Origin of the sequence: Acetobacter farinalis (genome assembly GCF_011516935.1) — a bacterium.
GTDB classification, from domain to species: domain Bacteria; phylum Pseudomonadota; class Alphaproteobacteria; order Acetobacterales; family Acetobacteraceae; genus Acetobacter; species Acetobacter farinalis.
Map to the genome: position 1 here is coordinate 1 of NZ_WOTF01000014.1, position 17,495 is coordinate 17,495.

The window sequence follows — 17,495 nt, forward strand, 5'->3', positions numbered from 1 at the left end:
CACGCCCATAATCTGGGCATCAGTAAAGCGATCACTCTTCATCAAAATCTCCTCATCCTCACGCTGAGAAAATTCTCATTCAAAAGCCACTCTTTTTATGGGGGGATTACCCTACAGGCGGGTCGGGATCACCCCGGTTTGTATTTTCCTCGACCTTTTGGCGCGTCCAGATGATCTGAAGGCGTTGTGTCAGTCCCTGGTGGACCGGATCGCGGATACCGAAAAGAATGGCGAAACGCCGTTATAGGAACCGAATGGTTTGAAACGCAGGGAAACCGGAATCGAAACGCATGTGCTGCCGGATAGATATGCGTCGTGCATGACATCGGTTTCGGTATCCGGGACGGAAGTGGGTGATGTCAAAAATTATGAAAAAACCGTCTTGCCGTTTCAGGAATGTCTCATACCCTGAAAATATGACAGGGAAATTGGCGATTGATTCGATGCTCAGGCCCCGATCATCGTGTGAAGCCAGTTTCCTCTCGTGGAGGCTGAGGGAATGTCTATGACAAGAAGAGATAAATGGACTCTGGCAGCTACGTTCTGCCAGTGCACGTCTCTGGCCATACACTCACAACAGGAGCGTGTGTATCATGTCGTCGGTTAAAAAAGCAGATATGGCAATGCAGTTTCGTGGTCTGCTACGTTATCCTGAGGCAGCAGCGTATATCGGTCTTGCAGAAGGAACATTGCGGAACCAGCACGAGACCTTGGGAATCCGGTCGGTGAAAATCGGCCGCGCGTGGTGTTTTCCCGTAGCGGCTCTGGATGATTTTATCGAGCGTAAGCTCCTTGAGATCGAGAGAAATCAGTTCCGGAAAAACCGGCGGGGTCGCGGGGAAAGTGCCGTCTTGAGTCCGGATTTCAGTTTCTGGCTGGTCATGACGGCATTGTTTTTACTGGCTCTTGTCAGGCTGTCATTTCTGACTGCCTGACGGGAACATTATGCTTTGTTTTCTGGATTGGTTTTTTCATAAGCCAGTGCTTTGGCTGCCAGGTCTTCCGTATGAGGCTGGTAGTACCTGTCAAGGGATTTGATATCCTTGTGGCCCGTCACACGACGGAGTTCGAGCGGGTTGGTGTAAATTCTTGCGAGGCGGCTTGTCGCCTCATGCCGAAGGTCATGGAAGGTGAGGTCCTTGAGGCCAGCTTTCTTCGTCATCCGCCCGAACCGGACTGAGAAAGCATCCTTGCTACCAATGTCAAAGACGAGATCGCCCGGTCGGGATGATTTGCGTTGCGCCTGAAGGGACCGGAGCAGGCGGGCTGCCCTGGGTGTCAGCGGACGGATTTCCGGACCACGTTCGACGGCGCGATGCATTGTCTTCGTTTTCCCAAGGGACAAGGCATGACGGTCGAAATCAATGTCGCGCCAACGCAGCCCAAGAGCTTCTTCCCGTCGTGTGCCCTGCTCGATGGCAAACTGCACGAATGCGACATCATCGGGCCAGGGGGATGTTGCCATGACTTCCAGCAGGCGATCGTATTCGTCACCGATGAGACGTCGGTTTCGTTTTTTGTCCGCGCCTGCCGGACGTCTGACTGACGTAGCTGCCGCCGGGTTTTTCGAGATGGGCAGGTCCCACTCCGCGATCGCATGCTGACAGATCGCAGCGAGCATGTTGAGCCGTTTGACAACTGTTGCAGCACTGTATTTCTCTGCCTGCCGGTCCCGGAAGCCGCGGACAGCTGTCGCGGTCAGATCGACCAGCGGAAGGTGTGCGATCTCGTCCTGAAGGATGGCAGGAATATGACCCTTGCGATCATTGTCCCGTGTCTGCATCTCCTCACGCACATAGCGGTCGACCAGTTCATGGACGGTTTGACGTTCCAGTGGCCGCGTATCCTCAAACTGTCCGAGTTCAAGCTTGGCGGACGTTGTATCGAGCCAGCGCCGGGCCAGTCTGGCCGTAGAGAAGATCTGGTGGATCCTGTTTCCGCCCGCGATACGCTTGCGGGCCCGGTACTGGCCCTTGCCGCGATATTCAACGCCCGCAGGGAGCGGACGGCCTGTGGCCGGGTCGATTTTTGTGGAAGTGTTTCGATCTTTCATGGTGAGCCTCGCTTGGGCCCAGCATAGCCTTTTCATGGGCCCATTGGGACCATGTGCTTATCGTCTTTTTTGGCAATGGGCCCAAGGTGGGCCCAAAAACAGTCAATCATTCCGCGACCAAAACTCTAAGTCATTGGAAAGATTGGCGTCCCGTACGGGATTCGAACCCGTGTTGCCGCCGTGAGAGGGCAGTGTCCTAGGCCTCTAGACGAACGGGACGCTGAGGTGGATAGGCATCCTCCTACGGGAAAACCGGCGTCCGCACAAGCGGAGAAAAGCCGGACTGATCTGGTGTGGTTTGCAGGTAACAGGCCTGGATTTTAAGGGCGTGATCTGCAGAAACCTTTCAGGAATAAGATTGATACGTTATATCATAACGTATATGAGCCAAACTCGGATCGTCTCTTAACCTGAAGGGCCAATGTCTTATGCTGGTGTCTCGTCTCTCTTTTCTGCTGGCATGTTCGACTGTCTGCACAACAGCCGGTTTCCTGTTCTGTCTGGAAAATGCGCAGGCTCACACTCAGCCTGTCGGAACATCACATTCCGTGCAGTCTGTTGGACGAACGGGCAAAGAGAGCAAAGCCGCGCATGCGGCGCGCGTGTCTTCCAGAACGCTCCGTCAGGGCGGGATTCGCACGGGACGTGATATCCATAAAGAACATGACGTAAGCAAGGGACCAAGTGAGGGAAAGGGAGCGGGGCACGAAACTGTCAGTATCCAGCCTTCATTGGCAGAAGAACCGGAACGCGTGACAGTGACGGCGCATCTCGATCGCGCCAGATCGGAGTTGCAGCCCTCCACCGGGGCGACAGTGTACAAGTTTGACCGCAAGGCACTGGAAACCATACCCGGTGGGGACAATGTGCCACTTAATCAGGTGCTGTTACAGGCTCCGGGGGTTGCACAGGATAGCTATGGCCAGATCCATGTGCGTGGTGACCATAATGAAGTGCAGTTCCGGCTTGATGGCGTGCAGCTTCCTGAAGGGTTGAATGTTTTCGGGCAGGCTCTGATGACGCGCTTTGCCGATAGCATGTCTCTTACAACCGGTGCTCTCCCAAGTGAGTTCGGATTTTTGCAGGCTGCGGTGGTTGATATCACCACGAAGAACGGCACGACCAATGCAGGCGGAGTGGCCTCTGTTTACGGGGGTGCGCGGGATTACTTCTTCCCCTCGCTCCAGTATGGTGGGCACAAGGGAAAATGGGATTATTTTGCGACCGCGGATTTTGTGCATGATCGCGTAGGGATTGAAAACACAACCCGATCATTCAACGCGATGCATGATCTGAGCAACCAGTATCATTTTCTTGGCCACCTGCGGTATACGGCCGATGAAAATACTCGTATCAGCCTGATTGCCGGGGTTTCCAACGCGGAATATCAGTTGCCGAATAACCCAGGCCAACAGAAGCAATTTTCTGAACCGTCCTATACCGGGAGCGATCTGGCGCAGAAGCTTGATGGCAGCGTGGATAGCGCCAGCCTGAACGAACGGCAGAAGCAGATTACGGATTTTGCCGTTCTGGCTCTCCAGAAGGAAATCGGGACATTCAGCCTGCAAAGTTCGGTTTTCACACGCTACAGCAGCCTGCGGTATTCTCCCGATCCGTTGGGAGATCTGGTTTATAACGGGATTGCGCAGCGTGCGGCACGGTCCATTTTTTCCACGGGTACGCAGCATGATGTGACATGGCATGCGGCAAAGGATCACACCGTTCGCTTTGGCTTTCAGCTTTTTGTGGAACGCACGGTTTCCAAGACAGATTCCACCGTTTTCGGTGTGAATGGCGTGGATGATGAAGGCAATCCGACCTTCGATTCAGCGCCTATGAAAGTCTATGATGGCAGCGGTAAGACCGGCACGATTTATGGTTTGTATGCACAGGACGAGTGGACGCCTCTGCGCAACCTGACTGTTAACTATGGTCTGCGTTTTGATGGAGTAAGTGAATATACCAGCCAGAAGCAGGTCAGCCCGCGTTTGAATCTTGTCTGGAAGCCTTGGAAAGGTGCAGCACTTCATGCTGGCTATTCCCGCTATTTTACACCCCCGCCGTTTGAAGTTGTGAGCAGTTCAGCACTTTACAAATTTGCAAACACCAGTGCCGCAGCAGCCGTGATGCAGAATTCAACAGTCAGGGCGGAACGGGACCATTATTTTGATGCGGGTATTCAGCAGCAGATTCTTCCCGGCTGGCGTGTGTCTTTTGATGCGTATTACAAGCTTGCCAATAACCTGATTGATGAAGGCCAGTTTGGTGCCCCCATTGTTCTGAGTGGGTTTAACTACCGGAAAGGGCAGGTGAACGGGTATGAAGTCAGTACGTCTTACGATAGGGGTCCGTTGTCCCTGTATGGTAATTTTTCGTGGTCTCGCGCGATTGGCAAGGATATTACCAGTGCCCAGTTCAACTTCGGGCAGGATGACCTGAATTATATCAGTCATCGGTGGATTCACCTTGATCATGACCAGCGCTGGACGGCATCAGCCGGGGCGGCCTACAGCTTTTTCCACAGAAGCTGGCATCCGCTGAGGGTTTCCGCCACCATGGTCTACGGGAGTGGCCTGAGAGCGGATAGTGATATTCCGAACGGTGCTGTTGTGCCGCAATATGCGACGTTCAACCTTGCCGCGGTGCAGACGTTCAAAAACCTGTTTGGCCACTCTTTCCTTGGAAATACGCAGCTCAGGCTGGATGTGACAAACCTGTTTGACCGGGCGTACCTGCTGCGTGATGGAAGTGGTATTGGTGTGGGTGCGCCTCAGTATGGTTTGCGGCGGACTATTCTGACCGGCCTTTCCCAGAGTTTCTGAAAAAAAACGTGTCAGAAAATATCTCACAAAAATACGTGGAATTCTGATAGCCTTCCAGTCTGTGTCTGAAATATTTCTTCGCTCCTGTAACAGGGGCGAGGATTTTAAAGAATATCCATAAAAAACCTCTGTTGCCCGTCATGAACGAGTGATAGAGGGTGTTTGTTCGGCCATGATGAAATTTACGCGCGGGATTGTGCAAACGTCTGCTGTATTATGCGGCGTGGCAGCGCGTTAATTGTAAATAGGCTCATGACCGGGTAAAAGCCACGTGCGTCATGCAGGTACGTGCTGGATGTTTTGGAGAGCGCGGAATGGTAAAATCAAGGCGGAACGTGCCGGGTGTGTCTGGCCAGCCTGAAAACCATGAAAACAGGTCTGAAGAGCGGGAAATTGCCTCGCCAGGGTCAGACCTTGGGCAGAGGATGAAAATTCTGCGGAAAGCAGCCGGGCTGACACAGCAGCAGGTGGCGGACGCACTTGGAGTTTCGAGGCCTGCCATCGCGTTCTGGGAGACAGGGCGCGAAGGGAGTGCCAGAAAACATATTCCTAAACTTGCGGCCCTGTTTGGTGTGGAGCCGGAAATTTTTCTGACAGGATATGTGCAGGAAGATATCGCGCTCACCGTAACACCTGACGAATATGACATTGTTCGGCTGTACCGCATGCTTGATCCTTCCCGTAAGGTTTCTGCGCAGAAATGGATCGAAAGGCAGGTCAGGATGTGGCGTAAAAGCGAGGGGAAAGCCTGAGGCGCTTTATTCTTGTAAAGCTGAGGGGTGAGGGAACCTTGGCCTGTTGCGGGACTTAAAGCCACAGGAACACAGGGGACGCACGATGAGATGTGCCGGCGTTTCTCTGCTGGCTGTGGCAGGGGCTATTCTGGGTATAAGGTTCGTGGCTCCGGCGCGAGCCGAAGAGGTGCCGCCGCTGGTGGCAGAGAGAACCGTTGTAAAAGACGGCGCGTACCATGTAGATTCCATGCGGACGCAGGTTACGTTTTCGGTTTTCTGCCTGGGGGTAAGCCAGTATCGCGGGATGTTTTCCGGGGTGTCCGGCGCACTCCAGCTTGATTCCACACATCCTGAGCGCTCCCGTGTTGCGTTGCGCCTGCCTGTGCAGTCCCTCATCACAACATCGCATTCAGTCATGCAGACATTGTGGGGGGAAGACTGGCTGGATGCCCGGAAATACCCCACGGCTGAGTTCGTCTCGACCAGCGTTATCCCTGAAGGCTTATCGCAGGCCAGAGTTATGGGCCGCCTGACGCTGCATGGTGTGACCCGCCCGATTGTTTTGCAGGTTCATTTTGTCGGGGCGGGGGAAAGCCCGCTGGATCATGCGTATAGCGTGGGGTTTGAAGCGCAGGGGACCATTCAGCGCAGCGCCTTTGGCATCAGGCACTTTACGACCGCTGTGGGGGACGACGTAAAGCTGGCTCTGACAGGTGTGTTTGTGGAAGATACCCCGGAGATAGCCGCAACGCCCTAGTCTGGTCTGGGGCAGGCGCTCGGCAGCCCACCCCGGACAAGGCTCAGAGTGTCTGCAAAGCCAGCGCGGCGGCCGTTGCGGCATCTTTCCGCAGTGCTATCACATTTCCCGTGCCATCCGGGTGAACGCGGTTGGTCAGGATCAGCACACAGATTTCCCTGTCTGGCACCAGCCAGAGCGATGTTCCCGTAAAGCCCGTATGCCCGAAAGACGTTGCAGGAAAATGCTCCCCGCGTGGCGTGGAGTAATGCGTGGCAATATCCCACCCCAGCCCTCGCAGGTCGATCTTTCCGGCGGGCTGTTGAGGGGTGGACATCAGCTTCAGTGTTTCCGGCTGTAACGGAAAGGCGGAAGGCCGCCCGGCCCTGCGGGCCAGCAAGGCCTGTGCGTAGGTCAGCATGTCATCAGCGCAGGAAAACAGCCCGGCGTGCCCCGCAACGCCGCCCATGCGGCGGGCTGTGGGGTCATGCACCACTCCCTGAAGCATCTGGTTCTGTTCATCATACTGGGTGGGGGCGATACTGTCGCGCAAGACGCTGTCTGGCTGGAAGAATGTGCGTGAAAGGCCCAGCGGCTGGAGAATGCTGCGTGTGGCATAGACATCCAGCGGAAGCCCGGACAGTTTCTCAACAATCAGCCCGAGCGTGATGAAGTTGATGTCACTGTAAACAAAGCGTTCACCGGGTGGATGGACAGGCCGCGCGTCCATGACCCTCTGGATGGCGGCATCCTTGCCATGCCACGGGGTGGAAAGATCAAGATCAGGCGCAAGTCCGGAATAATGTGTGAGGAGAAGCCGGATGGTAATGGCCTGTTTGCCATTGGCTGCGAAGGCGGGAAGATAGGTGCAGGCAGGTTCATCCAGCTTCAGCAGGCCACGCTCATAAAGCTGCATGATGGCCGGTGCTGTAATCAGCACCTTGGTGAGAGACGCCATATCGAACAGCGTGCCCCATGTCATGGGAGCCTTGTGGGGAACCAGCGCCCGGTTCCCGAACACGCCTTTCCAGACTGTCTGCCCGGCCATCCCGAGGGCCGCGACCGCACCCGGGGTTTTGCCCTCTGCAAGGGCGTTCTGAAAAATCTGTTCAAGGGCCGCAAAGCGGTTGGCCGGGGCATTCTGCGCTCGTGCCGGGGTGAGCCCCAGCAGGTTCAGGCCCGTGACGAGCGTTCCGGTTGCGAGAGCCGTGCGGCGGGAGAGGGGCGGGGAAGGTGGCATTGGGGAGGGTCCGAGGCAGGAGAAACAGGGATCAGGCAGGAATGGGCGGAATGCGCTTCCTAGGGGGTATCAGTCCTTCGCGACGTAACGGAATGTCAGATTAAGGCGCACGGGGCCAGTCAGCGGATGCAGGCCGGGCCTGAGCGGCTTGACACCATGATAATGCAGCCGGGCCTTTCCGCCCCATACCAGAATGTCTCCATGTTCCAGCAGAACAGGGCGGGGCTGGTCGCTGCGTTGAAGGCCGCCCCACAGGAAGAAGATGGGCAGGCCAAGCGAGACAGAGACAATGGGGTGCGTGGTATCGCCTTCATCCTTATCCTGATGGAGCGCCATGCGTGTGCCAGCCTCATACCGGTTGATCAGGCAACTATTGGGGGTAAAGCCCTCAAACCCCGCGGTTGCGGCGCTGCGGCAGGTCAGATGGTGCAGCAGGGGCGGCATGGCGGGCCACGGCGCGTGCGTGGCGGGGTCCGTGGATGTATAGCGGTAGCCTGCCTGATCGGACATCCACCCCCACGCGCCGCAGCTTGTCATGGTAACGGACATGCGTCGGCCGCCGGGGGTGATCATATGGCGGAAGGGGGCCGCGCGCAGAAGTGGGGTAAGCGTGTGCAGGAGCGCCTCGGCCTGATCAGACGCGAAGCCGCGCAGCAGGGTGGCGCCGGGGCTGAGGGCAACCTGCCGGGGGCGGGTGTCGTCCAGACCAAGGGGCATCTGTGCGGAACGGGGAGCGCTGTCTGGCATCCATGAAACTCTTCTTTCAGGAATAAGACGTAAAAAGTGCCGAACCAGAGCCTTTCGGGCAATGAAAATGATTTACCGCACGGGGCACCCTCTGGCAGAGGAGGCATTCCCCTTTGCCTGCGAGCGCGGTGCGGGCATGCGGCGGAATGGAGAATACAGGACCATGCGTGACGTGATGATCATTGGCGGTCTTCCAGCCGTTATCAGCCTGACAGAAAACGGCCGCCTGTATCGGGGGCTGTTTGTGGGGCTGAGCGGGCAGGTGGATTTTTACGCGGTCCAGACGTCAGACCTGCAGGCGCGGGGCGAGGCGGCTCTCCGGGAGTTTCTTGGGGCCTGCCGTGTCAGACGGCGGCACCCCTTGCAACTTCGGAATGGGCCGCGCTCCGGCTATGTTCTGGAAGATGTTTACGCTCAGCTCGACGGGCTGGCGCAGCAGCGTGGAATCAGCCTGAATAAATTCGTGCAGGCGCAACTGGCTGAATTCATGGCTGTGGTGGAAGAGCACCCCGCGGAAGACCGGCTTTCCCTGCGGGATGATATGGACCAGCATTACTTCTGCTGAAGGCAGAGTGAGAAGGCGGGTGTAACACCCGCTTTTGAGCGGGAGAGCCGGAGGAGGCTGTTTGGCTCTCCCCCGGTTTCTGGTGTTATGGGCAGATCAGGAAACGGACGCCTGGCCCGATGTTTCGGCTGTGGGCTGCGGGGCGGGTGCTGCAGCAGGAAGCTCAGCCGCCGGCTTGAGCAGGGTGACCACCCCGACCACAACCAGATTGACCAGCAGGGACAGAAGCCCTGTTGAAATATTCCCCGAGAACCCGCCGAGTGTCACCATATGGATGGGTTTCAGGCCATCCATCCAGCACAGACCCAGACCGAAAATGCCCCCTGCGGCCCAGCCCGCCAGCATGGCCGCCGCAGAAAAGCGGATGCGCAGCAGGCCAAGGACCAGCGCCGGGAAGGTTTGCAGGATAATCACGCCGCCCAGAAGCTGGAAATCAATCGCAAACTTGGCGTTGAGAAACAGCACGCAGAGCAGAGCGCCGATTTTGACAGCCAGAGCGGTAATGCGGCTGGTGCGGACCGGGTTCTTCTGGCGTGGCAGCAGATTGCTGGTGACAAGGTTGGCAGCGCCGATGGCCATCACGGCGGCGGGAACCAGAGCGCCCACAGCGATGGCGGCAAAGCAGAAACCGCTGAACCAGCTCGGGAAGATCTGCTGGAACAGCAGCGGCACGACCATATTGGTGTTGTCTGTCTTGATGCCTGCAGTGTGGGCCATGAGGCCAAGCATGGCAATCAGGCCCAGCACAACGGTGTAGATGGGCAGGAAGACAGCGTTCTGGCGAATGGTATCAGCGGATTTCGCGGCCAGAATACCGGTCAATGTGTGCGGATACAGGAAGGCGGCCAGAGCGGAAGACAGAGCCAGCGTGGCATAGGGCAGACCCTGCCCGGAATGGAGGACCGGCTGGGTGGTGTCCGTTCCGGCAAACAGTGCGGAATACCCGCCCATATGCAGCGGAATAACCGTTACCGCGACCAGAACGGCAATGTAGATCATGATATCTTTGATGAAGGCTGTCAGCGCCGGTGCGTGAAGCCCGCCGAGCCATGTGTAGGCAGCCAGCGAGATAAAGGCGACAACCAGCGGAATATCCCCCGGCAGACCCAGAGCCTGAATGACCGTGCGGATGCCGATCAGCTGGAGCGCAATATAGGGCATGACCGCGACCAGCCCTGTAATGGCCACCACAATTTCCAGCGGGCGGCTGTTAAAGCGCGCGCGGACAAGATCTGCCGCCGTGGAGTGGCCGCCTGCATGAGCAAGCTTCCACAGGCGCGGCATGACCAGAAAAATGAACGGGTAGACGATAATGGTGTAGGGCAGCGCGAAGAAGCCAAACCCCCCCGCGGCGTAGACCAGCGCAGGCACGGCAATAACGGTGTAGGCGGTATAAAAATCCCCACCGACCAGAAACCACGTGACCCACGCGCCGAACTGCCGGCCGCCGAGAGACCATTCCTCGTCAGAAGAGGTCGTGGCACTTTTGCCCCCGCCAAACAGCCCGCGCAGCCACTGGATGGAGCTGCCAATCAGAATGGTTGCGGCAAAAAAGAAGATAAAGACGCCCAGCGCCCAGGGATTGATACTGGTCATGCGTCACGCCCCTTCTTCCAGACAATCCAGATGATGATGGAGGTCACCGGAACCCAGGCAAGCTGGTACCAGTAAAAGAAGGGGAAGCCGAACAGTACGGGCGTATAGCGGTCGTACAGGGGCGTCCAGAGCAGCCCCAGGAAGGGGAGCAGGAGCAACAGGGTCAGGAATTTCATTTTCAGACGACCGGAATTTGTTATTTTTATTTTGGACCCGGACAGTCATGCACGGGACCGCATGGGTGTCAATCGTCCGGCGGAGGGTGAGGGGGGATTGATGCCGATATTGTGTTTTTCCCGCTGCATAGCGGCATTTTTGCCCTGTTTGTCATAACAGGAAAGGGGCCTTTCAGGAGGGGGCAACCCTGAAGGACCCGAGAGAGTGGAGCCTGAGGTCAGTTGGTTTTTCTGTGTTGTAACACTGTATTCAGGTGGTCACTGTACTGGCGATAGCTGCCTTCGGGCACGCACCCCATTTCTTCCAGATCTTCAAGATCCGCCCCGCGGTTGATCCAGGTGTTCACTTCCCGGAAATCGAGCGCTGCGGGAATGGTGCGGGGTTCATACACCAGAGGGTTTTCTTCTCCCTGCGTGGCACCGAACGGCATGAAATTTTCAGCAGCCGGGGTTTTGCTGTCATGCAGGCTGATTTCACCGCAGACAACCTGCTTGTCACCACTGCCGTGGGTGGTGATGTTCCTGAAGCGCGGGTGGGAGTCCGCAAAGCGCGTGCTCAGCGTGTGCAGGGTGGATTTTACAAACGGGCTCGCATTCTTGGTGCTGCCATCAACCACAGTCTGTGCGTGTGCCGCAGGGACAGAGGGCAGCAGGGTGAGGCCTTGCAGGGTCAGACAAAGAATAAAGGCACGTTTCATCATCAGGTCCTTCTTGCATGCTGGGCGCATGGTGCCTTGCCAGAGCAGGAAGATCAATTCTTCCTCCGGCTCTGGCAGCGGAGGGAGGGCGCGGTTACAGCCTCCGGTTCGCGGGGGCAATACCCCCACAGGTCAGCTTTCCACCGGGTGTGGGCTGTGGCACGCCGGTTGTTTCAGGCAGGGAGAGCGGCAGGCCGCGCAGGCTGCGCACAGCCAGAAAACCAAAACATTCAGCCTCCAGGGCATCTCCATCCCACCCCAGAGTTTCCACGGGCTGTACGGTGCCGGACAGTCTTTCCGCCAATGCCTGCATCAAGGTGGGATTATGCCGGCCGCCGCCGCAGACAAACCAGTGGAGCGGTGTTTCGGGCAGAGGGGTGCGAGCGATTGCCTCGGCGGTGAAGGCGGTCAGGGTGGCGGCGCCATCCTCAACGCTGAGAGAGGCAATCTGCTCCAGCGCCTGATGGAAACTGAGCCTGTCGAGTGATTTTGGCGGTGGCTTCTGGAAGAAATCATGCGCCATCAGGAGTGCCAGACGTGTGGCGTCAACCTGCCCGGTGCGGGCGCAGGCACCGTTTCTGTCACAGGGCTGGCCTGTGTGGCGGAACATCCAGTCATCCAGCAGGGCATTGCCGGGGCCGGTATCACAGGCCAGCACGCTGCCGGAGGCCGTCATGAGGGTGAGGTTGGCCACACCGCCAATGTTCAGCACGGCGGCCGGTGTGGGGTGCCCGTGCAGGAGTGCGGCGTGATAGAGCGGCGCCAGCGGTGCCCCTTCTCCCCCGGCCTGAACGTCTGCCGTGCGGAAATCATGGATAACCGGGAGATCGGTGGCGGCAGAAAGGCGGCTGGCATTGCCTATCTGCCACGTGCGGCCCGGCGCATGCAGGATGGTTTGCCCATGCAGGCCAATCACATCAATACGGGGGTTTCCGGCTTTGGCCCGCAGGGCCTGCACGGCCTGCGTATGGACATCTGTCAGCGCCTGCTCTGCTGCGAGAAGAGCGGCGTCGTTTTCAGGGAGGTGGGCGGCGCGATCCAGAATATCCCTCAGGCCGGCGCGCAGGGCGGGATCATACGGGAGGGTCAGGGAAGGACCGTGATCAAAAACCCTTATACCGTCTGTTGTTATCAGAGCGGCATCTACACCGTCCAGAGAGGTGCCGCTCATCAGCCCGATAGCTGCCAGCGGCGGGAAGGGAGGTGTTTCCTGTGTGTGCAGGGTCATGTCAGGGCTGGCCGGGGTGGGGGAGTGATGTGCTGTCATGGAGCGGACAGGGCGGGAAGGTTGGCGATATCAAGCCCTGGCCGCACACGACCGGAGCTGACCTGCCAGAGCAGGATACGGTCTTTCCCGTTTTCCAGAATGTGCAGGGCCAGCAGGTCATCCTGCACATGGGTCATGCTCACCAGACGGCTGCCGGCGGGAAGCGGCAGGGGCGTGGTGGAGGATATCTGTTCCCCACCAGCCGGGGCAGAAGCCGCAAGGGTGGCGGGGCTGGTGTGCGCGCCCATCCGGTGGATGATCACGCCCACAAGTGCCCCGGTGCCCACGACAATCAGAATGCCCATGCCGATGACAGCCGCCATCAGTCCTTTGGGTGTGCCTGGGGCCTGCATCTGTTCCATGGTCTGCCTTGTTTATGCCGGTTCAGAGTGCTGCAGCATTCTGAATGTGGCGTTTCATGGTTTGAATAACGGAGGGAAGCCCATCAAAAATGGCCTGCCCGATCAGGAAGTGCCCGATATTCAGTTCCCGGATTTCAGGAAGTGCGGCAACAGGTCCGACATTTTCATAAGTCAGCCCATGTCCGGCATGGACTTCCAGCCCCGCTGCCGCAGCCCGCGTTGCGGCAACGCGCAGGCGGTCCAGCTCTCCCGCGCGGCCTTCCGCGTAGGCTCCGGTGTGCAGTTCCACCACCTGCGCGCCTGCGGTAACGGCGGCGTCAATCTGGGTGGGGTCCGGGTCAATAAACAGGGAAACACGAATGCCGCGTTCTGCCAGCGCCTGCACACGCGGTGTCAGGGAGGCCAGTTGGCCGGCTACATCCAGCCCGCCTTCCGTTGTCAGCTCTTCCCGTCGCTCTGGCACGATGCAGCAGGCATGCGGCAGGAGGGTGATGGCGAGAGAGACCATCTCGTCCGTGGCGGCCATTTCCATATTCAGGGGGGCGGCAACCTCCGCGCGCAGGCGCTGGAGGTCTGCATCACGAATATGGCGGCGGTCTTCGCGCAAGTGCGCGGTAATGCCATCAGCACCCGACTGAATGGCCAGCAGGGCCGCGGCAACCGGGTCCGGGTGCGTGCCGCCGCGTGCATTCCGCACGGTTGCAACGTGATCAATATTGACACCAAGCCGAATGGCGGGGCGTGTTGGGCGTGTCATCATGCCTTCCTTCGGTTATCGGCCAGCCGGGCTGCCAGCCTGAGTGCGGCCAGCAGGCTGCGCGGGTCAGCCTGCCCTGTGCCCGCTATATCAAAAGCCGTGCCATGGTCAGGGGATGTGCGAATAATCGGCAGGCCGAGCGTGATGTTCACGCCTTCTGCCATATCCAGCGTCTTGAGCGGAATAAGGCCCTGATCATGATACATGCATAACGCGACATCATACCGCGCGCGGGCTTCCGGCGTGAAGAGGGTGTCCGGCGGCAGGGGGCCGGAAATTGTCATGCCTTCAGCCTGTAGGGTCCGGATGGCGGGGGTGATGCAGTCCAGTTCCTCCCGCCCCATCAAGCCGCCTTCGCCTGCATGCGGGTTCAGGCCAGCCACGGCCACGCGTGGGTTGGGCAGGCCAAAGTCTCGTTTCAGCCCCTCCACCGTGGTGCGGGCGGTGCGGATAATCAGACCTGGCGTGAGCTGCTCAATCGCTTTTCTCAAAGCGACATGCACCGTTACGGGCACAACCCTGAGTGAGGGGCCAGCCAGCATCATGACATCCTGACCCGGCACTCCGCAGAGTTCGGCCAGATAGCCCGTGTGGCCGGGGTGTGTGAACCCGGCCTGCTTCACCACATCCTTGCTGATGGGGTTTGTCACAACGGCTGAGGCCTCACCGGACTGAACAAGGCGCACAGCCTGCGTAATGCTCTCAATCACACTGCCAGCGTTCCGGCTGTCCGGTGTGCCGGGGAGAGCCGGCACCGAAAGAGAGAGCGGCAGAACCGGAATGGCATGCGGAAAAACCGCAGGGGCTTCCGCTATGCTGCCGAGCACACGGACCGGGGCCTGCCCTTCCAGAAGGGCAGGATCGCCCAGAAACACAAAGGCCGGGCCGCTTTCGCGCAGGGCCTGCCAGGCCTTCGCGGTAATTTCCGGCCCTATGCCTGCCGGGTCCCCTTGAGTCAGCACCAGCATTCCGGTCAGCCCCCTGTTGTATCAGGCATCAGTGGTTTGGAGATCAGCGGCTTTTCCGGGCCGCCAGCGCGTGCAGCACGCGGATCCATGAACGGATACCCTTGTGGAAGCATGTCAGGTCATACTTCTCGTTCGGGGAGTGTACACGGTCATCCTCCAGCCCGAAGCCGATCAGCAGGGAGTCCATGCCCAGAGCCTGCTGCACTTCTGTCACCACGGGAATGGAGCCGCCGCAGCCAATGACAGCCGCCGGATGCTGCCATTCGTCTTCCAGCGCCTTCAGGGCGGCGGGCAGGAAGGGCATATCAGGGGAGACAAGGCTGGCTCTGGACCCGCCATGGGCGATGAATTCCGCCGTGCAGTCCGCGGGCAGACGTGCTTCAACATGGGCGCGGAAGGCCGCGCGGATGGCCTCCGGGTTCTGGTCCCCCACCAGCCGGAAAGAGACTTTCGCCATGGCTTTGGATGGCAGGACAGTCTTGAAGCCCTTCTCCTCATACCCGCCGCTTATGCCGTTGATCTCGCAGCTCGGGCGGCACCATGTCTGTTCAAGAGCGGTATAGCCAATTTCACCGGCGGGCAGGTTCAGGCCGACAGGGTTCAGGCTATCAGCATCGCTCGGCCCGATTTTGCGCCACTGCGCCCGGGTTTCTTCAGGGATAACCGGCACGCCATCGTAAAACCCCGGGAGTGTGACCCGGCCCGTCGCACCATCGCGCAGATCGGAGAGGATATCGCACAGAAGCTGGATAGGGTTGCGGGCGGCATTGCCATACATGCCGGAATGCAGGTCACGATTCGCGCAGGTCAGGGTCACTTCTTCCCCCACCATGCCGCGCAGCATGGTGGTGATGGCGGGCATGCCCCGGCCCAGCATGCCGGTATCGCAAATCAGCGCGACGTCCGCCTTCAGTTCATCCCGGTTGGCTTCCAGAAATGGCAGCAGGTTTGCGCCGCCAGATTCTTCCTCACCCTCAATCAGCAGGGTCACGCTCAGGGGCAGGGTACCATCGGCAGCGCGCAGGGCGCGGCAGGCTTCCACAAAGGTCATGACCTGCCCCTTGTCATCCGCCGCACCGCGGGCCGTGATTTCCATCTCGCCAGTGGGGCCTTTGACCAGAACCGGCTCGAACGGTGGGGAAACCCAGAGGTTCAGCGGGTCAACCGGCTGCACATCGTAATGACCGTAGAACAGCACATGCGGTGCACCGTCCGGCCCTTTGGCATGCGCCACAACCATCGGGTGGCCCGGTGTTTCACGTGTGCTGGCGTCAAAACCGATGTCAGTCAGTTCCCGCACCAGCCATTCGGCTGCCCGGCGGCAGTCTGGTGCGTGGTCTGGCTGTGTGGAAATGCTGGGAATACGGAGCAGGTCAAAAAGACGTTTCAGGCTGTCATCCAGCCCTGTGTCTGCCAGATCAAGAGCCGCCTGTTCCGTCATTTTTTCATCCTCTGCATCGTAAAGCGTCAAGCATGGCAGGCTTTGCAGCCTGTAGTGTCCATGCAATCCCATGATTTGGAGGCGGAGGGAAGGTTAGAAACCGTCCGGCGTAAAATCAGCCAAAAATTGATACAGGACGTTGGGCGTATATCCGTATTCCACGGCCTGCACGGCTTCAGGATGTGTCAGACGATACCAGGCAGGATCAAAATGCCGGGAAAGGCGGATGGTATCCGGCAGGCTTTTGTCCGCATGCAACAGATGGATAAACGGGGAAAGGTGAGTCAGGTCCGGGTTCTCCGGCCTGTTGCGCAGGTAGGTCTGGGGGTCAAAAAACAAGTGCCCGGACCGGTGTTCCTTGTCCCCTGAACGCAGGAAGTGGTCATAGCCATTGGCAAACCCGTTTTTTTCAAGGTTGGCCAGACTCATGTCCGGGGCGCTGGACGTATAATAGTGTTCCGAGAACAGATAATGCGGAGACTGTGTTTTGAATCCGGTGCGGCAATAATGCTCAAATCCGGAACGGCAGCGGTTGGCCGTAATGTCTGCCAGAGCTTCGGAGCAGTTCCTGCGGTACCATTCCTCATCAAAAAAGCGGTTGGGAGAATGGCCGGAAAATGCGCCCTGTTCTTCATACCATGTCTTGAGGTCGGCATCTGAAAGTGCCGCAGCCTCACCAAGGACCGTTTTATATTCCTGCCGGTACCAGTCAGGGTCAAACGCCTGCCAGAGAGGGGGGAACTGCAGTGCGGTCATCGCATCAGACTTTCTTCAGAATGACAGGAAGAGCAGGGCAAGGGTGTGGATCAGCCCTGTGCGCGACGGTTGCGCCAGAGTTCGGCAAAGTCGATCTGCTGCACAACAACCGGGAGGAACCCGGCTTCCCGGCTCAGTGTTGCCAGCAGGTTTCTGGCACCGGGGAACAGCATGCGCGGGGCTTCCACCAGCAGGAGCGGCTCGAAGGTTTCCGCTGTGGAATGGTTCAGCGTGAAAATTCCGGCATAGGTCAGATTGACTTCAAACAGGGGGGTCGGCTCTTCACCATTCACACCGGCGGCCGTCTGGCCCTGGCAGCGCATGGCCAGTTCGACTTCGAAATTCGGGCTGTTTTCGCCTATCTGGTTGGCGCGAACATCCACGGTAATGGCAATCTGCGGGCGCTCCTGAACACGCGTGTAAACAGAAGGGGCACCAATAACCTGAAAGGTCACAGCCTTGACGTACTGGATTCCCATCAGAACACCAGGTTTTGCGGAACGGCCTGCTGCTCCGGTGATGGTTTCTGTCATACTGTTGTTCTGGTCAGCCATGTTATCCGAAGGCTCCTGTGATT

General features: G+C 58.5%; 18 protein-coding genes and 1 tRNA gene. 5 read left to right on the forward strand and 14 right to left on the reverse strand.

What is annotated here, in order from left to right; genetic code table 11:
• The first annotated feature begins 593 nt into the window (after positions 1-593).
• Complete coding sequence (locus tag GOB82_RS09965) at positions 594-935, forward strand: helix-turn-helix transcriptional regulator (RefSeq protein WP_166122651.1); 342 nt, start codon at positions 594-596, stop codon at positions 933-935.
• Positions 936-943: 8 nt separating this feature from the next.
• On the opposite strand, the gene GOB82_RS09970 is transcribed toward GOB82_RS09965, so the two are convergent.
• Positions 944-2,053 carry a tyrosine-type recombinase/integrase gene (locus GOB82_RS09970; protein ID WP_166122653.1) on the reverse strand — a complete coding sequence of 370 codons (1,110 nt, stop codon included), beginning with the start codon at positions 2,051-2,053 and terminating at the stop codon, positions 944-946.
• Between the two features lie 143 nt (positions 2,054-2,196).
• Positions 2,197-2,272: transfer RNA gene (locus GOB82_RS09975), tRNA-Glu, on the reverse strand.
• 209 nt (positions 2,273-2,481) lie between these two features.
• Here GOB82_RS09975 and GOB82_RS09980 point away from each other — a divergent pair.
• The 3 genes from GOB82_RS09980 (at position 2,482) to GOB82_RS09990 (ending at position 6,366) form a co-directional block, all read left to right on the forward strand.
• A complete protein-coding gene (locus GOB82_RS09980) occupies positions 2,482-4,875 on the forward strand; it encodes a TonB-dependent receptor (RefSeq protein ID WP_242007332.1) in 2,394 nt (797 codons plus the stop codon).
• A 314-nt stretch (positions 4,876-5,189) separates the two neighbouring features.
• A complete protein-coding gene (locus tag GOB82_RS09985; protein WP_166122655.1) occupies positions 5,190-5,627 on the forward strand; it encodes a helix-turn-helix domain-containing protein in 438 nt (145 codons plus the stop codon).
• A gap of 85 nt (positions 5,628-5,712) precedes the next feature.
• Positions 5,713-6,366 carry a YceI family protein gene (locus tag GOB82_RS09990; protein WP_166122657.1) on the forward strand — a complete coding sequence of 218 codons (654 nt, stop codon included), beginning with the start codon at positions 5,713-5,715 and terminating at the stop codon, positions 6,364-6,366.
• Positions 6,367-6,409: 43 nt separating this feature from the next.
• Here the strand turns inward: GOB82_RS09990 and GOB82_RS09995 are convergent, their stop codons facing one another.
• Both GOB82_RS09995 and alkB read right to left on the reverse strand, forming a co-directional pair.
• Positions 6,410-7,585 (reverse strand): serine hydrolase domain-containing protein, encoded by a 1,176-nt coding sequence (locus tag GOB82_RS09995; protein WP_166122659.1) that lies wholly within the window; start codon positions 7,583-7,585, stop codon positions 6,410-6,412.
• A 69-nt stretch (positions 7,586-7,654) separates the two neighbouring features.
• Entirely contained in the window at positions 7,655-8,332 is a 678-nt protein-coding gene (gene alkB / locus GOB82_RS10000; protein WP_198911967.1) for a DNA oxidative demethylase AlkB, read from the reverse strand.
• A gap of 61 nt (positions 8,333-8,393) precedes the next feature.
• Here alkB and GOB82_RS13450 point away from each other — a divergent pair, with 61 nt between their 5' ends.
• Complete coding sequence (locus GOB82_RS13450) at positions 8,394-8,897, forward strand: hypothetical protein (protein ID WP_242007333.1); 504 nt, start codon at positions 8,394-8,396, stop codon at positions 8,895-8,897.
• A 96-nt stretch (positions 8,898-8,993) separates the two neighbouring features.
• On the opposite strand, the gene GOB82_RS10010 is transcribed toward GOB82_RS13450, so the two are convergent.
• The 10 genes from GOB82_RS10010 to GOB82_RS10055 all read right to left on the reverse strand — a co-directional run bounded on the left by GOB82_RS10010 (position 8,994) and on the right by GOB82_RS10055 (position 17,472).
• Positions 8,994-10,493: a sodium:solute symporter family protein gene (locus GOB82_RS10010; RefSeq protein ID WP_166122660.1), complete on the reverse strand. Its 1,500-nt coding sequence runs from the start codon at positions 10,491-10,493 to the stop codon at positions 8,994-8,996.
• Complete coding sequence (locus tag GOB82_RS10015) at positions 10,490-10,669, reverse strand: DUF3311 domain-containing protein (protein WP_166122661.1); 180 nt, start codon at positions 10,667-10,669, stop codon at positions 10,490-10,492. The genes GOB82_RS10010 and GOB82_RS10015 overlap by 4 nt, the downstream gene beginning before the upstream one ends.
• A gap of 218 nt (positions 10,670-10,887) precedes the next feature.
• A complete protein-coding gene (locus GOB82_RS10020; RefSeq protein ID WP_242007334.1) occupies positions 10,888-11,370 on the reverse strand; it encodes a hypothetical protein in 483 nt (160 codons plus the stop codon).
• Between the two features lie 91 nt (positions 11,371-11,461).
• A complete protein-coding gene (locus GOB82_RS10025) occupies positions 11,462-12,595 on the reverse strand; it encodes an anhydro-N-acetylmuramic acid kinase (protein ID WP_242007338.1) in 1,134 nt (377 codons plus the stop codon).
• Positions 12,596-12,630: 35 nt separating this feature from the next.
• Entirely contained in the window at positions 12,631-12,996 is a 366-nt protein-coding gene (locus tag GOB82_RS10030) for a hypothetical protein (protein ID WP_166122663.1), read from the reverse strand.
• A 22-nt stretch (positions 12,997-13,018) separates the two neighbouring features.
• Positions 13,019-13,756, reverse strand: a complete 738-nt coding sequence (locus GOB82_RS10035) for a pyridoxine 5'-phosphate synthase (protein ID WP_377792193.1) — start codon at positions 13,754-13,756, stop codon at positions 13,019-13,021.
• Positions 13,753-14,721 carry a 4-hydroxythreonine-4-phosphate dehydrogenase PdxA gene (gene pdxA, locus GOB82_RS10040; RefSeq protein ID WP_166122664.1) on the reverse strand — a complete coding sequence of 323 codons (969 nt, stop codon included), beginning with the start codon at positions 14,719-14,721 and terminating at the stop codon, positions 13,753-13,755. Before pdxA ends, GOB82_RS10035 begins: the two co-directional genes overlap by 4 nt.
• Before the next feature lie 43 nt (positions 14,722-14,764).
• Complete coding sequence (locus tag GOB82_RS10045) at positions 14,765-16,162, reverse strand: dipeptidase (RefSeq protein ID WP_166122716.1); 1,398 nt, start codon at positions 16,160-16,162, stop codon at positions 14,765-14,767.
• A 93-nt stretch (positions 16,163-16,255) separates the two neighbouring features.
• Positions 16,256-16,918, reverse strand: a complete 663-nt coding sequence (locus GOB82_RS10050) for a glycosyl transferase (RefSeq protein WP_166122665.1) — start codon at positions 16,916-16,918, stop codon at positions 16,256-16,258.
• 50 nt (positions 16,919-16,968) lie between these two features.
• Positions 16,969-17,472, reverse strand: coding sequence for a protein-export chaperone SecB (locus GOB82_RS10055; protein ID WP_166122666.1), 504 nt, complete (start codon positions 17,470-17,472; stop codon positions 16,969-16,971).
• Positions 17,473-17,495 lie beyond the last annotated feature (23 nt).

Excerpts from the sequence above, each read along its gene's own strand:
- GOB82_RS10050 (WP_166122665.1), bottom strand. The coding sequence starts at position 16,918 with ATGACCGCACTGCAGTTCCCCCCTCTCTGGCAGGCGTTTGACCCTGAC.
- alkB (WP_198911967.1), bottom strand. The coding sequence starts at position 8,332 with ATGCCAGACAGCGCTCCCCGTTCCGCACAGATGCCCCTTGGTCTGGAC.
- GOB82_RS10045 (WP_166122716.1), bottom strand. The coding sequence starts at position 16,162 with ATGACGGAACAGGCGGCTCTTGATCTGGCAGACACAGGGCTGGATGAC.
- GOB82_RS13450 (WP_242007333.1), top strand. The coding sequence starts at position 8,394 with ATGAAAATGATTTACCGCACGGGGCACCCTCTGGCAGAGGAGGCATTC.
- GOB82_RS09995 (WP_166122659.1), bottom strand. The coding sequence starts at position 7,585 with ATGCCACCTTCCCCGCCCCTCTCCCGCCGCACGGCTCTCGCAACCGGA.
- GOB82_RS10055 (WP_166122666.1), bottom strand. The coding sequence starts at position 17,472 with ATGGCTGACCAGAACAACAGTATGACAGAAACCATCACCGGAGCAGCA.
- pdxA (WP_166122664.1), bottom strand. The coding sequence starts at position 14,721 with ATGCTGGTGCTGACTCAAGGGGACCCGGCAGGCATAGGGCCGGAAATT.
- GOB82_RS10025 (WP_242007338.1), bottom strand. The coding sequence starts at position 12,595 with ATGACCCTGCACACACAGGAAACACCTCCCTTCCCGCCGCTGGCAGCT.
- GOB82_RS09990 (WP_166122657.1), top strand. The coding sequence starts at position 5,713 with ATGAGATGTGCCGGCGTTTCTCTGCTGGCTGTGGCAGGGGCTATTCTG.
- GOB82_RS10015 (WP_166122661.1), bottom strand. The coding sequence starts at position 10,669 with ATGAAATTCCTGACCCTGTTGCTCCTGCTCCCCTTCCTGGGGCTGCTC.
- GOB82_RS10010 (WP_166122660.1), bottom strand. The coding sequence starts at position 10,493 with ATGACCAGTATCAATCCCTGGGCGCTGGGCGTCTTTATCTTCTTTTTT.
- GOB82_RS09965 (WP_166122651.1), top strand. The coding sequence starts at position 594 with ATGTCGTCGGTTAAAAAAGCAGATATGGCAATGCAGTTTCGTGGTCTG.
- GOB82_RS10020 (WP_242007334.1), bottom strand. The coding sequence starts at position 11,370 with ATGATGAAACGTGCCTTTATTCTTTGTCTGACCCTGCAAGGCCTCACC.
- GOB82_RS09980 (WP_242007332.1), top strand. The coding sequence starts at position 2,482 with ATGCTGGTGTCTCGTCTCTCTTTTCTGCTGGCATGTTCGACTGTCTGC.
- GOB82_RS10035 (WP_377792193.1), bottom strand. The coding sequence starts at position 13,756 with ATGATGACACGCCCAACACGCCCCGCCATTCGGCTTGGTGTCAATATT.
- GOB82_RS09970 (WP_166122653.1), bottom strand. The coding sequence starts at position 2,053 with ATGAAAGATCGAAACACTTCCACAAAAATCGACCCGGCCACAGGCCGT.
- GOB82_RS09985 (WP_166122655.1), top strand. The coding sequence starts at position 5,190 with ATGGTAAAATCAAGGCGGAACGTGCCGGGTGTGTCTGGCCAGCCTGAA.
- GOB82_RS10030 (WP_166122663.1), bottom strand. The coding sequence starts at position 12,996 with ATGGAACAGATGCAGGCCCCAGGCACACCCAAAGGACTGATGGCGGCT.